The following is a 13,863-nucleotide window of genomic DNA, read 5'->3' on the forward strand; positions in this document are numbered from 1 at the left end:
ACTCCCTTAGCTCGCAAGCTTGTCGCGACTGTGCGGCGAAAGCCGCCGGGTGAAGGCCTCGATCAGTGCGGGCAGAAAGCGAACCGCATCGGTGACGATACCGAGGTGAGCGAAATCGAAAATTGGCGCGTTCGGGTCGGTGTTGATGGCCACGATAAGATCGGCTCCCTCAACTCCCACGCGGTGCTGGATGGCGCCGGATATACCGGCCGCTATGTAAAGCTTCGGCCGGATTGTCTTGCCAGTTTGGCCGATCTGTCGATCGGCCGGCATCCAGCCCTTTTGGACCAGCGGCCGCGAACAGCCAAATTCGGCGCCGATCGCTCGCGCGAGACTCTTCACAAGCTGCAGGTTCTCCGCCCCGCCGAGACCGAGTCCTCCCGCAACCACCACATCGGCATAGGCGAGATTGGCGGTCCCGGACTGGCTATCCGGAAGGAACCCAAGCACTTTCGTGACGATTTCATCCTCGGCTAGTGACAGCTCGTGCGCGATGACACGCCCCATCGCTCTGTGTGCCCGCTGCGGCATGGGCATGACCCTCGGTCGCACCGTCGCCATCTGCGGCCTGTAATTGAGCGTGTAGATCGTGCATAGCAAGGAACCCCCAAAAGTCGGACGGGTCGCGGCGAGTGAACCGTCGGCATCCACGTCGAGTTCGGTGCAGTCGGCCGTTAGCCCTGTCAGCAAGGTCGTCGCGACGGAACCGGCGAGATCCCTGCCGAGCGTGGTCGCACCGAGAAGCAGGATCTCGGGTTTGTAAGTATCAACCAGATCCGTCATTGCCTTGGTGAAAGGCTCATTGCGATAGTCGGCGAGCAGCGGCGCCTCAACGAAGTAGACAAGGTCGGCCCCATAGGCGAAGGCCTCGGCGACTGCGTTCTGGGTGGCTTCTCCAGGCGGTCCGAGCACAGCGCCCGCGAGCTGGACGCCAAGTTTGTCCGCCAGCTTGCGGCCCTCACCAAGCAGTTCAAAGGATACGGGATGGACCTGGCCGCGTTCGAGCTCAATGAAAACCCAAACGTGCCGATAGTCCCTGAAACGCTCGGGCAGCTCCTTCTTCATCCCGGCACGGCCGGCGGGCGGGCGAGGGGTGTCTGGGTTCGCGCTCGACATATGGTCTGCTCCTTGCCGTCACGCGGCTTCGAAGGCGAGTTCCGGTTCCAGTGCCGGCTGGCGGGTGAAAATTGCACCAATCAGTTCGTCGGCGAGATCGCGCAGCGTCTTCTCGGCGGTGTCAATTTGCACCGCCTTTTCCGACCGCGGGGTAGGGGCGAAAACGCGTTTGACGACGGTCGGCGAGCCACGCAAGCCGCATTTGGTGAGGTCTTCAATGCCGGCCTCGGCCGCACTCCATTTCACAATCCGGCTGCGCGCGGCACACAGGGCGTCTTCGATCGAGCCCCGGCGCATCTCGTTTGTGCCTTCCAGCATCGTGATGAGGCAAGGCAGCCTGCTCTTGAGCTTCTGGGTGCCGCCCTCGCAACGGCGCTCGACCGTGATCTCGCGGGCAGCAAGATCGATGGAGGCGATTTTCGCGACATAGGTGAGTTGAAAGAGATCGAGACGCTTGGCGATGCCGGGCCCGACTTGGGCGGTGTCGCCGTCGATCGTCTGTTTGCCCGTGAAGACCACGTCCGGCGGGCCGAATGTCTCGCCAATCTTCGCGATTGCCTGGGAAAGAGCAAAGGAGGTCGCCAGTGTGTCGGAACCGGCAAAATAGCGGTCGGTCAAAAGCACCGCGCGATCAGCGCCGTAGCCGAGCGCCTTGCGCAGGCAGTCCTCTGCCATGGGTGGACCCATAGTGAGCACTGTGACCTCCCCACCATAAGCGTCGCGTAGCCTGAGTGCTTCTTCCAGGGCAAATAGGTCGTAAGGGTTGATGATGGTCGGCACACCCTGGCGCATGATGGTGTTCGTCACCGGGTGGACCCGTATCTGAGCCGAGTCCGGCACCTGCTTGATGCTGACGACGATGTGCATTGGCGTTCTCTACGCTGTTATCCCGATGCGGGCCGGCGGTGCGAGTTCTTGGCTGCATCATTTGTGCCAAGTGTTTTGCGGCCTCTTTTCCCTGAAATTCGGCTGGTCATTTCTGAAGGCGCCGTTGCGATGCCCGAATTGTCGGCTTCTTGACATTGTCGCGTCGCAACAATGTCGCACTTATTCCCTGCCGAACCGCTTCAGGACGGATTCGAACGGAACGAATGTCCGGCCCGGCGTGTGAGGTTTGTCCGGATCGTGGTCTTTGAGCACCTTGAAAATCCGATGCGTGAGCGGCGAGGAAACCGCGAAGTCCTCGTAGGCGCGTTCCAGCATGGCGCAGACGCGCGCGGCGATCACCTGGTCGGGCAGACCGGAGAAATCTTCCTCTGCAAGATATTGGCCCATACGCTTCATGATATGGAGCCGTGAAACATTGAGCACCTTCGGATCATACGAGACGCCAAGGACAGCGAAGAACTCCTCCGCGGACGACAGGCCTTTCAGTCGCGTGAGGATATTGGTGAAATCGATGGGACGTCTGTCAGCGAAACAACTCATTGCATTCTCCCTTGTTGCACTGTGGGATCAGATACGCTCTGTTTTGCAGTCGCGAAATCCGCGGTTGGTAAACGAAATGCGCTGAGTCAGCGAGGCAATCGCTTCGTCGACAGGACTGGGCATCCGGTGCCCAGGCCGGGCGTGGCGCACGGGCGCCAATGCCCGCAGCGCTGGGCGAGCGGGATGGGCTCGACTATCTCTGCATTGGCCCTCGACCTTGCGCTCGGCCCCGACCGAGGTCTTGCCGCCAGCACCAATGAGAAGACGGGCCGGCTGCGGCCGGATTGCGCGCCTTGATCTCCGCAAGGTTTTGGGCGTCATAGCCCATAGGACAGCGGAAGCTGGAGCGTTCTTGCCTGATCGAGGCCGAGCTTGGCGGCAAGTTGGATATCCGATGCGGGCAACGAAAGATTGACGGCGCGGACGCCGTTCTCGACCGCTGCATCGAGATCCTGTGAGATCATCCGGCACCAGGCCGTGAGCCGCACCGGGAGACTCCGCGCGACCACGGCGCGAATTGCGTCGCTCTCGTCGGCGCCCATGACCGGCGTGCCGATCTCGATCTCAGGCACGCCGGCTGCCGCAAGCGACTCGGCGATCGCAAGTTTTTCCGCCACCGTGAAGGCAACGCCGGGTGCCTGCTCGCCGTCGCGCAGGGTCGTATCGTTGAGAAAGACCTGACTGATCATGAATGGTGGCCGGTTCTTCTGCCGCTTAGACCTGGAACGCAATGAAGGTCTTCGGCACCCCGGCTATCCGGCTCAGAAGTCGAAGCGTCGCGCAGCTTCTCCACTATTGAAGGCAAGACCTCGAGCACCCGGTCCACGTCTTCTTGGTCGTTGTCACGCGCGAAAGAGAAGCGGACCGCCCCATATGGCATTTTCATCGCGCTCAGGACATGGCTCGGCTCGGCACAGCCGGAGGTGCAGGCGGAGCCCGAGGAACAGACGATGCCCTTGCGGTCGAGGAGATGCAGGATTCCATGGCCTTCGATACGCTCGAAGCCGATGCTTGCGGTGTTCGGCAAGCGCTCCAGGGGATCGCCGTTGACGAAGGTGTTTGGGACACGCTGGACAAGCCCGTTCTCCAGCCGGTCGCGGAGCCACTTTATCCGTGGGGTCTCCTCATCCATGAATTTCAAGGCGAGTTCGGCTGCCATGCCGAGCCCGACTATGCCGGGCGTGTTTTCGGTGCCCGCACGCCGGTCGCTCTCTTGGTGACCCCCTTTGATCAGGGAGTGGAAGCGCACAGCGCGCTTGACGAAAAGTGCACCGGCCCCTTTTGGTCCATGAAATTTATGGCTGGAGAGCGACAGCATGTCGATAGCGGTCGATTTCAGGTCCATCGGGAGCTTGCCGACTGCCTGCACGGCATCAGTGTGGAAAAGGGCGCCGACTTCCTTGGCCAATTCGGCGAGCTTGGCGACGGGGAAGATCGTACCAGTCTCGTTATTGGCCCACATGATCGAGACGATTGCCACGTTCGGGTTGAGCGCGGCCCGGTAAGCGTCAATGTCAAGCCGGCCCTGGCAATCCACCGGGATCCTGTGCACCTTGACGCGGCGCGTCTCCTCGAGATGCGCGCAGAGCGTCAGAACGGCCGGATGTTCGACGGCGGAAGTCACAATCTCTGTTCGGTCAAGCATCACCTGGAGCGCCGAAAGAATGGCAGCATTGTCGCTTTCCGTTCCACCCGAAGTGAAGGTGATCTCGTCGTCGAACTCCGCGCCGATCAGCGCCTGCAGCTGGCGCCGCGCGTTTCTCAGCGCGGCACCGGCAAGGGCGCCAAAACCGTGCGCCGACGAAGGGTTGCCGAATTGATCCGTAAGCAACGGCAACATCGCTTCAAAGACTTCAGGATCGACCCGTGTCGTTGCGTTGTTGTCGAGATAGACAACTTTCATGGGCTGTGGTCCTCAATGGTGCGGAAGGGAGGCGCAACCCGGTTGCATCGAGCCTTGCGCATGCCGTTGCTGGCGGAGACGATCCAGAAGCGGTGCAGGTGCCCCACAGATTGGCGCAGATTGGGCCGCCATCGCACCGACAAGCTCACCTCAGGCGCACTCTCTCCTTCTTCGGCAATCAACTACAGGACTTGCCGCAGGAGCACTTCCCGCTCGCATTCGGATTGTCGAAGACAAAGCCGGAGGTTTCGAGACCCGTGACGAAGTCGACGGCCATGCCGGCTACATGCGGCTGGGTGCCGGCGTCTACGAACACCTTGATCCCATCTGTCTCGATGATCGCGTCGCCCTCGCGCGGGACGCTCTCCAGGCCCATCGAGTATTTGAAGCCGGAGCAGCCGCCGGCCTCGACCATGATGCGAAAGCCTTCTGCCGGCTCACTAGCGGCGGAAAGAGCGGTCTTGACGGCGGCAACGGCCTTGTCGGTGAGCGTAATCATCGCTCGCTTTCTCCTCGGTGCGTGACACTTCGCGGATCACCGTGCATAGACCGTGCCAATGGGAAAAAATCGTTTCCGGACAGTGCGACATCGCCAACGCGGCGACGATTCTGGTTCGGCTGTTGCCGCGAAGGCGTTGGGCAACCGACACGTATTGTCGGATTTGTCGAGACAGCCACAAAGGGGGTGGGCTCAAGTTCCCTCTGAACTGGCTCGTAAGCCGGGTTTCCGAGACGCTTCGAGCAATTGGCACGACTTTTGAGCTCTTTTTGGCGAGGGCGAAGACGCCCGACCGATAGTATGCGCAAGCAGGGGTGAAGACATGCACCAGCGCGAGAAACCTTCGCCGGAGAGAATCCGGCGGGCACGCGAAGACAGCCCCAAAATCCGCGACCGCGATCTCGCCGGCCAATTGGGCATTTCGGAAGCGGAGCTTTTCGCGGCACATTGCGGTTTTGGCACGGTGCGCATCGAGCCACGCGTTAATGATGTGCTAACCGGTCTCGAGGCGGTCGGCGAGGTGATGGCGCTGACCCGCAATGCCAGTGCCGTGCATGAGAAGATAGGCATCTACGATAAGGTGTTCACCGGCAAGCATCACGCCATGGTGCTCGGCAATGACATTGATTTGCGCATCTTCCCGAACCTGTGGGCACATGGCTTTGCCGTCGAGACTCGCGATGGCGGGGAGATCCACCGCAGCCTGCAATTCTTCGACGCCGCAGGCGAGGCAGTGCACAAGGTGCATCTGAGACCGTTCTCCAACCTCTATGCCTATCAAAAACTGACAGACGAGCTCCAATCCTCGAACCAGGAGCCGATCGTGTCGGTTAAGGGGAGGTCAGCCGAAAATGACGCAAGGATTCCGGACCAAGCCGCTACGGTCGATGACCTACGGGAGCACTGGAGTCGGCTGACCGACGTGCACCAGTTCTTCGGCATGCTGAAGGCCCTGAACCTCAGCCGCCGCCAGGCGGTGCGCATGGTCGGCCAGGATTACGCCTGGCTGCTCGACAATGCTGCCGTTGGCGCCATGTTCCATCGTGCGGCCGAGGACGAGATGCCGATCATGTGCTTCGTCGGCAATCGTGGCTGCATCCAGATTCATTCCGGCCCTATCAAGTCGGTCAAGCAGATCGGGCCTTGCATCAATGTGCTCGACGAGACTTTCCACCTGCATCTCAGGGCCCACCACATCCGTGAGGTTTGGGCCGTGCGCAAGCCGACCAGGGACGGTCACGTCACGTCACTCGAAGCCTATGGCGCTAACGGCAAGATGATCATCCAGTTCTTCGGGACGCGCAAGGAAGGCGAACCCGAGCGCCACGACTGGCGGCTACTGGCCGAGAACCTGCCGCGCATTCAACGTTCAACCGCCGCTTGAGGTGAGGCCGATGCATATTGATTTCCGGTTTCGCTCGGCGTCCGCGCCGCTACTCTGGATTCTGCTGACCACCAGTCTGCCTGCCGAGGCGGCCAACGAGGGCACAGCTGTCTTTTGCGGCCCGCCGCGGATCGCCTCGATCGTAGGCGCCATTCCCGAGGGCGCCATCGCGCCTGGCGAGGATCGCATCATTGCTCCCTTGCGATGAGCCACAACCGGAACTCCGCGGTAAAGCAGCCCAATGTAGGCAAATGCATCAGCTGCCCGCGGAAGGGCATATTGTCGGTCAATTGTCCAACATCCCAGCCCTGTACGGCAGCGGGCGGGAGGAATTGGTCGAAGTGAAGTCGATTGGTCCCTCCGTCAAGTTTCCAGAGGACGGCCTCCACAAAGGCATCATCGAATTATCCTTCGCCGGCAAGGGCCCTTCGCGCCTAATGCCAAGCCCGAAAAGCTAGCGTCCGAGACGGATGCAAAGCTGAACACGGCAGCCCGCATCATCAAAGAACGCTTAGCGCATCCTGTTCGCGCTATCGGCGAAGCGCGGCTAAGATTCTTGCCAAGAGCACCAACACAGCAGTCAACCGCTGGGTTGCCGGTGCGACCAGTGCGGTCGAGGATTTCTCCGGCTACCAGCAGATGCCCGACAAGGCGATCGCCATCGCCAGGCCGATGTGATCCTGACGCAGAAGTATGTGGGGCTGCCGATCTCGGCGGTGAGCTATTTGCGGGCGCCCTGAAGGGCGCCGGCGGACGTGGACCTTGTTCTTGCCATACGCGCGGCCGATCGCGGCCCGTCTCCGGCTCGCTCAGCCGCTCGACGGCAATCCAATCCATCTCGCGCAAGAGATCGGGATCCGGAGCCTTCTCCACGAGCGCGCCGGTTCACCATGTCGTCGGTCATCGATCATCCTTCGAATTAGTTGGGTCAGCAACCCGACCTTACCGACGAAGTGTCGATGACGACGCGAAGCCGCTCGCTCGCTACAGCGCTTGTGGAGGGCGCGCTCGCGAGCGGCTTCGCTACCGCCGAGCTACACCCTCTCTCGCAGGTGACCTCATTCGATACTTAGCCTCTTTGACTCGGCTCCTCGTTAGCTTTCTATTCCGCAAACCTTGTCGTGTCTGGAACGGTCATGAATGTCGAAATCCCTACCAAGGGTAGCCTCAGAAGGGCCGCTACAACGCAGATATGAGCAGCGCCAATGGTGCGCTTATTCGGCACGCAATTTGCTCGACATTGTCATCGGAGGCGATGTCGGCAGTGCGTTGCGGAGCTCAGCGGTGACGAACAGCCTTGCGATCTCAGTCGAGCGCGTAAACGCCTGAACGCAGGAGAACCAGATGGCGACCAACCCGATTCCAGATCATGTCCCGCCGGAAATGGTGGGCGACTTCAACCTTTTTGCGTCGCCAGGCATGTCACCGACGCCCAACGGCGACCCGCACGCAGCCGTCGCTTGCGTGCATGCCGGACCGCGAATCTTTTATTCGCCCTGGAACACGCGTACCGGGCAGGGTGCTTGGGTCATCACTCGCGCCGCAGATCAGCGCCGGGTGCTGCAGGAGACCGAAAACTTTTCCAGTCATCGCAACATCTTCGCATCTGCGCTGGGCGAAGACTGGCCGACGATCCCGCTCGAACTCGATCCCCCTTCCCATGCAGTCTTTCGCTCATTGCTCAATCCGCTCTTTTCGCCGAAGCGTGTAACGGAACTGGAGCCCGCCATCCGCGAGCGAGCGATAACGCTTATCACGAGGATCGCCTCGTCGGGCACAAGCTGCGACGCGATGAAGGATTTCGCCTACCCTTTCGGAGTCAGCATCTTCCTTCGCTTCATCGGACTGCCGGAGCACCGTCTTGAGACGTTTGTTGCCTGGGCGAAAGATCTGCTCCACGGCGATGATGTGAGACGGCCGGCGGCGGCTCGGACGATTGTGGCGTTCGTGGACGAGCTGGCGGCGATGCGCCGCAAAAAGCCCGCCGACGATTTCATGAGCTTCATTGTGCAGGCGCAGGTCGAGGGCCGCGGGCTGACAGACGAGGAGATCCGTGGCATTGGCGTGCTCGTTTTGGTGGCGGGGCTCGACACGGTCGCTACAGCCATAGGCTTTGACTTGGCCTATCTCGCGCGAAACCTGGAAGATCAGGAATTGCTCCGAAAAGAACCGGACCGGATCGTGCGCGCAGCCGAAGAACTGCTGCGCGCCTTTCCGAGCGTCCATATGATCCGCGTGGCACGGAAAGATATCGACTTCGAAGGCGCGCCGATCCGCAAGGGGGACTTTGTTTCCTGCGCCACGATGATTGCAAATCGTGACCCGGCGGAATTCGAAGCCCCCAACACGGTCGATCTGACGCGAGAAGGCATCCGCCACGCCTCCTTTGGCTATGGTCCCCACCGTTGCCTTGGCTCACATCTCGCCCGGCGGGAAATTGTCATTGGCCTGGAGGAGTGGCTGGCGCGCCTGCCGCCCTTTCGGATCAAGGAGGGAACGGCACCCATCACCCATGGCGGCCAACTGTTCGGGATAGAAAATCTGATCCTGGACTGGGCCTAAACCTAGCCCGGCCTGAGCCGGGCACAGACGTTGGAGGTCGCCTTGCGCATCATCGTTCACCAAGCCAGATGTCAGGGTCATGCGCAATGCGCGGCGCGAGCGCCGGCAGTCTTCAAGCTGGATGAGGCGGGTTACATCCTCGCCGGTGACATTGAGGTTGCGGACGGGGAGCAACTGCTTGCGTCGGATGGAGTGCGATCCTGCCCCGAACTTGCGCTGGAAATCGACGATCCACCCGCTGCGCGAATCGCTTCGGAGGCCACCCCCAAACCGAAGACAGAGGTCCCGGAGCACGTCAGAACCGCCGAATTTGCGACAGACCCGACGGGCCAAGCGAAAATCGTCGAACTGCTCGACCGCGAGGCGATCCGCGACTGCCTCTATCGGTATTGCCGCGGGACAGACCGCGCCGATGAGGCGATGCTGCGCAGCGCGTACTGGCCCGACGCCCATGACAGCCACGGGCCGTATCGCGGCCCGGCCGAGGGCTTCATTCGGTTTGCGCTCGATGTCTTCAAGACCGGACCGCGCAACATCCATCAGATCACGAACATCCTGATCGAATTCATCAGCGCGGCAGAGGCCGCAGTCGAGAGCTATTTCACCGCGCTGCAACGCGGACCGGACCAAGACGGAGAAGTACGCCAGATGCTTCTATGCGGGCGCTACTGCGATCTGTTTCAAAAGAGGCAAGGGGAGTGGCGGATCGCCGAACGGACCGTTGTCTACGATTGGATCGAGGAGCAGATCCCACCGGCGGTGCTTGAGGCAGAACGGTTCGGCCAGCGACAGCCGACTGGAGCACCGTATCCGGACGATCCGGTCTACGCGCTCGGGAAGCGTCGCATTGCTTCTCGCGACAATGCCTTCCCAGCTTCGGAACGGGAGAGCCGCATCAGTGGGACGACGGACCATGACATCTTTGCAGCGGAAGAGCGATTATAGCGACCCCAGCGACACCCTGCAGGGGTGAAGATGCGGCCGGCGGGATTGCCTTTCTGCCCTGCGACGGAGACGGGACCATGTCCGCCCATAACGATGCATGTGTCCGCGCAGGCCAATACCCCACCTTTGAGCCGGAGAAGGGGTTCGACGAACATGTCCTTGCCTGCGTTCTCTCGTGTGCGCTCAAGGAGGTCGAGGATGGCGAAGCGACAGCGACGGAGTCAACAGGCCTTTCCCTTGCCGAGCTGCGCGAGGTCTTGCCCCGCAGTTTGTCCGCCACCGCTATGGCAACCTTCGCCTTGGAAGACGTCAGCGATCCTGAGCCGGGCATGGAGGAAGAACTTCTGCGCGGCCTGCTGCTGGCGCATGCCCGGCCGGGGCACCCGGCGAGCGCCCGCTTCGCTAAGATTGTCGCCCGGCGCGCCATGCGCGACGACCATCTGTGGCAGGACCTTGGTCTTCTCAATCGGGCCGAGCTCAACCGCCTGCTTGCCATCCATTTTCCGATGCTGGCGGCTGGCAATACCCAAAACATGAAATGGAAGAAGTACTTTTACCGCAAACTCTGTGAGGCCGAGGGGTTTTTGCTATGCACTGCGCCCAATTGCCGGGAATGTAGCGATTTCGACAGTTGCTTCGGACCGGAGGACGGCGAATGTGTAGAACGCATCACATTGATTCAAGGGCCGCTTTTCGTCACGAGTCCTTGAGGCTTTGATCGCCGTTGCGCCACAAGCGCTTTTCCCGGCGCCGCTGTATGGAGGAGGGGATATTCATCGCCTCGCGATATTTGGTGACGGTGCGGCGAGCGAGATCGATGCCGCATTCCTTGAGCCGGTCAGCGATGTCATCGTCCGAAAGCACGCTATCAAACGATTCTTCGGCGACCATCGCCTTGATCCGATGGCGAACAGCTTCGGCGGAGTGCGCGTCACCGCCTTCGCAGGAGGCGATCGCGACAGTGAAGAAATACTTGAGTTCGAACACCCCGCGTGGGGTAACCATGTACTTGTTCGACGTCACCCGGCTTACAGTCGACTCGTGCATGTTGATCGCGTCAGCGACCGTCCTGAGATTGAGGGGGCGTAGGTAGTCGACGCCATATTGCAGAAAGGCATCCTGCTGGCGCACGATTTCAGTTGCAACCTTCAGGATCGTCTTTGCGCGCTGATCGAGGCTGCGGATTAACCAGTTCGCGTTTTGCAAGCATTCGTTGAGAAATGTCATGTCTTTCGATTTTTTGGCGGCTCGGCTTGAAACCTCCGCGACATAGCTTTGGTTGATCAGCACCTTGGGCAGCGTGTTCGGATCAAGTTCGATCTGCCATCCACCTCCGTGCGCAGGCATAACCCAGACGTCCGGTATGACGCATTCCGGCGTCCCCGATTGGAATGTGTTTCCGGGCTTGGGGTCGAGCGCACGGATTTCCTGCAGCATGTCGAGAAGATCCTCTTCATCGACGCCGCAACGCAGCTTCAGTTTCTGAAAATCGCGTCGCGCAAGCATTTCAAGGTTGGCAACCAAAACCGCCATCGCCGGGTCAAACCGGTTTCGTTCGCGCAACTGTATCTCAAGACATTCGCTGAGCGTTCGTGCGAAAATTCCGGGTGGATCGAAGTGCTGCAAGATACCCAGAACCCGCTCCACATCGGCCTGCCCGACGTTTAGGTTCCCGGCCAGGTCCGAAGGACTTACCTGAACATAGCCAGTGTCATCCAGATGACCGGCAAGCTGATTAGCAATCAGCCGCTCGTGCGGTGTGAAGGCAGTGAGGGAGATCTGACGAGCGACATGGTCGTGCAACGTTTCGGCTAAGGCGACAAACTCCTCGAAGGCAGGACGATCACCCGGCGCGGTGTTGGTCGCGTTCGACTGGGATTTCCCTTGCCTGGGCAGGTCCGGGGACCCAGCCCAGCTCGGTCCTTCAACCTCGCCAGGCCCCTCGTCGTTTGGCGCAGGCTCCAGAAGCGGATTCTTCTCGAGCTCTTGGTCCACGAATTGATGCAGTTCGGCATGCGTCAGTTGCAGCAAGCGAATCGACTCGATGAGTTGAGGCGATGCTGCAAGAGACTGTTTCTGAAGTAAGCCAAACGAAGATTTCATGGTCAGTTCATTGTCAACGAAGCTCTTGGCCGTGGCTAATTGGATCTCTCACAGGTCGAGGCTTCCACACGCGCATCACATTTGAACGACTCAAACGATGCGCCTTAGGGTTTCGCCTTTCGTGCACGGTCTCGCCAAAAAACGCCGCTGCACATAGTCGGTCGATCCTGCGCCAGATCATGCAGCGGCCCTCAATGTTTGAAGGACGTTCTGCGGGGATGAGACGCCATAGGGGTCGGTCTCGCAGTTGTCGGAGAAACCTTCCTCCTCAAACCACTGCTCCACCACACCATTATTGACCAGAGCCGCGTAGCGCCACGAACGCATACCGAAGCCCAGATTGTCCTTGGCAACCAGCATGCCCATTTTGCGCGTGAACTCGCCTGACCCATCCGGGATCAGCTCGACTTTCTGCAGCCCCAAGGACTTCCCCCATGCATTCATGACAAAGGCATCGTTGACCGAGAGGCAGTAGATCGCGTCAATCCCCTCCTTCTTAAATTCCTCATAGAGATCTTCGAAATTTGGCAGTTGGTAGGTCGAGCAGGTCGGGGTGAAAGCGCCAGGCAGCGAGAACAGGAGGACGCGCTTGCCGGCAAAGTAGTCGTCGGATGTCCTTTCTTCCCAGCGGTATGGATTTGGCCCCGGGACTGAATCATCGCGAACACGCGTGAGAAACGTGACGAAGGGCACCTTCTTTTGACCGGTCATTCAACTTGCTCCTTTAGAAAAAACTGCCGCACTGGACTGGGCTGGCGCACTACCGCGCTGGGGTCCTGTGAGCTTCGCGTGCCAGCCATGGTGCGGTAGTCGCTTTCTTCGTGGTTCAATGCGCTCTAAGCACGAGTAGCAAGCGGCATGCCATTTCCGATGAAGCTGCTTCTGCACCAACCCTTTCACTTCGGGGACGACGTGTTCGGCAAGCCAATGCGCGCTAATAGCCGTCACGTCATCACACTGAACAAATGTCCTGTGTAGCGCGGATATTCAGCGCTCCCCATCGCAATGGGAAAGTGCGAAGCAGGCAGGCCAAGCCGATGCACTGTCCGCATACCGGCAGCACGGCATAGCGCCTGCCGCTAGCGAATTGTTGCGTGCCGGGGCACAGCTATCGCGATCATATGACTCGCGCAGCGATCATCAGCGCGCGCGCTTTCAGCAAGCACCCTGATCCGGAATGGGTGAGCATCGAACTCGGCTCCGGTGGGACGATCACAAACTCCCATTTGCTCTTGCCAAGCGTCTCTATCGGGGACCTTCTTGTGTCCGAAATTTAACAAAAATGTCGAGACTCACCGAAAGTCGTCAAAGCGGGGTTCGGTTAACGGCAGGCGGGAAGCGGAACGGAGCGCCCGTCCGGCACGCGAATTGTTTCGATCGTCTCGTCGTTGAGTGTCGGCAGGGCGTCGGCCAGGACCCGGAGAACCCAACGAGACCGCACTCGATGCTCGCCACCGCGAGAACCCAGCCATACCTGCGATCCAGGCCACTGCCCGCCCTGCCAGGGCGCCTCCCAGATCGCGCCTCTGTCTGCCAAGCTGGTTGGAGACCACAACATGCGGCGAGCAGGCCGGCCCATTTTCGACCTCTAGGCCCGGTCGGTCAACAAGGACTTGCAGAACGCGGGAGTGAGCTTGCCCCGGTGGATTACGACGTTCTCGTGGCCGATCGCAGCGCGGGCGTCTTGCCACTGCCGATTATGCCCGCGCTGTTCATTGGACTTGACGTGGCAAGCGGCGAAGGCTGCGTCATCCAGCATTGCCAACTGCCGGGCATGTACCGGCCGGTTCGTATGGATGTGCACCCACATCGGACTCGGCATGGCACGATTACGCAGCACCTTGGGCTGCAGCCTGATCTCGAACAGCGAGCCTGGCTCCCCCTTCAACGCCCGTGGTCGATCCGCAGGCTCCAACTCCTCGG

At 60.4% G+C, this 13,863-nt stretch carries 13 protein-coding genes and 2 pseudogenes; 6 read left to right on the plus strand and 9 right to left on the minus strand.

Translation table 11 applies throughout. The annotated features are described in order from the left end of the window. Positions 1–6 precede the first annotated feature (6 nt). From NMG70_RS00775 to NMG70_RS00800, 6 genes and pseudogenes are all read right to left on the minus strand, one after another. Positions 7–1,116: an electron transfer flavoprotein subunit alpha/FixB family protein gene (locus tag NMG70_RS00775; RefSeq protein WP_254022773.1), complete on the minus strand. Its 1,110-nt coding sequence runs from the start codon at positions 1,114–1,116 to the stop codon at positions 7–9. Between the two features lie 18 nt (positions 1,117–1,134). Continuing rightward, on the minus strand, positions 1,135–1,983 hold the full coding sequence (locus NMG70_RS00780; RefSeq protein ID WP_123150875.1) for an electron transfer flavoprotein subunit beta/FixA family protein: 849 nt from the start codon (positions 1,981–1,983) through the stop codon (positions 1,135–1,137). A gap of 180 nt (positions 1,984–2,163) precedes the next feature. Continuing rightward, positions 2,164–2,544, minus strand: coding sequence for a nitrogenase stabilizing/protective protein NifW (gene nifW, locus NMG70_RS00785; RefSeq protein ID WP_123150874.1), 381 nt, complete (start codon positions 2,542–2,544; stop codon positions 2,164–2,166). Positions 2,545–2,882: 338 nt separating this feature from the next. Then, a pseudogene (locus NMG70_RS00790) lies at positions 2,883–3,233 on the minus strand (hydroxymethylglutaryl-CoA lyase-like TIM-barrel protein); the annotation flags it as partial. Beyond that, positions 3,230–4,447 (minus strand): cysteine desulfurase NifS, encoded by a 1,218-nt coding sequence (gene nifS / locus NMG70_RS00795; protein ID WP_123150873.1) that lies wholly within the window; start codon positions 4,445–4,447, stop codon positions 3,230–3,232. The gene nifS and the pseudogene NMG70_RS00790, both read right to left, overlap by 4 nt. A 178-nt stretch (positions 4,448–4,625) precedes the next feature. Then, a complete protein-coding gene (locus NMG70_RS00800) occupies positions 4,626–4,946 on the minus strand; it encodes a HesB/IscA family protein (RefSeq protein ID WP_077378924.1) in 321 nt (106 codons plus the stop codon). Positions 4,947–5,268: 322 nt separating this feature from the next. Here NMG70_RS00800 and NMG70_RS00805 point away from each other — a divergent pair, with 322 nt between their 5' ends. The 6 genes and pseudogenes from NMG70_RS00805 to NMG70_RS00830 all read left to right on the plus strand — a co-directional run bounded on the left by NMG70_RS00805 (position 5,269) and on the right by NMG70_RS00830 (position 10,547). Beyond that, positions 5,269–6,330 (plus strand): hemin-degrading factor, encoded by a 1,062-nt coding sequence (locus NMG70_RS00805; RefSeq protein ID WP_254022774.1) that lies wholly within the window; start codon positions 5,269–5,271, stop codon positions 6,328–6,330. Positions 6,331–6,340: 10 nt separating this feature from the next. Then, a complete protein-coding gene (locus tag NMG70_RS00810) occupies positions 6,341–6,538 on the plus strand; it encodes a hypothetical protein (protein ID WP_254022775.1) in 198 nt (65 codons plus the stop codon). Between the two features lie 1,136 nt (positions 6,539–7,674). Beyond that, positions 7,675–8,892 carry a cytochrome P450 gene (locus NMG70_RS00815; RefSeq protein ID WP_077378936.1) on the plus strand — a complete coding sequence of 406 codons (1,218 nt, stop codon included), beginning with the start codon at positions 7,675–7,677 and terminating at the stop codon, positions 8,890–8,892. Between the two features lie 42 nt (positions 8,893–8,934). Continuing rightward, positions 8,935–9,057 (plus strand): annotated as a pseudogene (locus NMG70_RS00820) (ferredoxin); the annotation flags it as partial. Positions 9,058–9,231: 174 nt separating this feature from the next. After that, on the plus strand, positions 9,232–9,837 hold the full coding sequence (locus NMG70_RS00825) for a nuclear transport factor 2 family protein (RefSeq protein ID WP_254017914.1): 606 nt from the start codon (positions 9,232–9,234) through the stop codon (positions 9,835–9,837). Between the two features lie 77 nt (positions 9,838–9,914). Then, positions 9,915–10,547, plus strand: a complete 633-nt coding sequence (locus NMG70_RS00830) for a nitrogen fixation protein NifQ (protein ID WP_254022776.1) — start codon at positions 9,915–9,917, stop codon at positions 10,545–10,547. Here NMG70_RS00830 and rpoN read toward each other — a convergent pair. The 3 genes from rpoN to NMG70_RS33145 form a co-directional block, all read right to left on the minus strand. Continuing rightward, positions 10,534–11,940, minus strand: a complete 1,407-nt coding sequence (gene rpoN, locus NMG70_RS00835) for an RNA polymerase factor sigma-54 (protein WP_254022777.1) — start codon at positions 11,938–11,940, stop codon at positions 10,534–10,536. The two genes, NMG70_RS00830 and rpoN, sit on opposite strands and share 14 nt — an antisense overlap. A gap of 177 nt (positions 11,941–12,117) precedes the next feature. After that, complete coding sequence (locus NMG70_RS00840) at positions 12,118–12,651, minus strand: peroxiredoxin (RefSeq protein ID WP_008878171.1); 534 nt, start codon at positions 12,649–12,651, stop codon at positions 12,118–12,120. 877 nt (positions 12,652–13,528) lie between these two features. After that, positions 13,529–13,863: T3SS effector XopP-like protein (locus tag NMG70_RS33145; RefSeq protein ID WP_495663983.1), on the minus strand; the 335-nt coding region annotated here is incomplete at its 5' end.

It is taken from the genome of Mesorhizobium ventifaucium (genome assembly GCF_935822925.1).
GTDB lineage: Bacteria > Pseudomonadota > Alphaproteobacteria > Rhizobiales > Rhizobiaceae > Mesorhizobium > Mesorhizobium ventifaucium.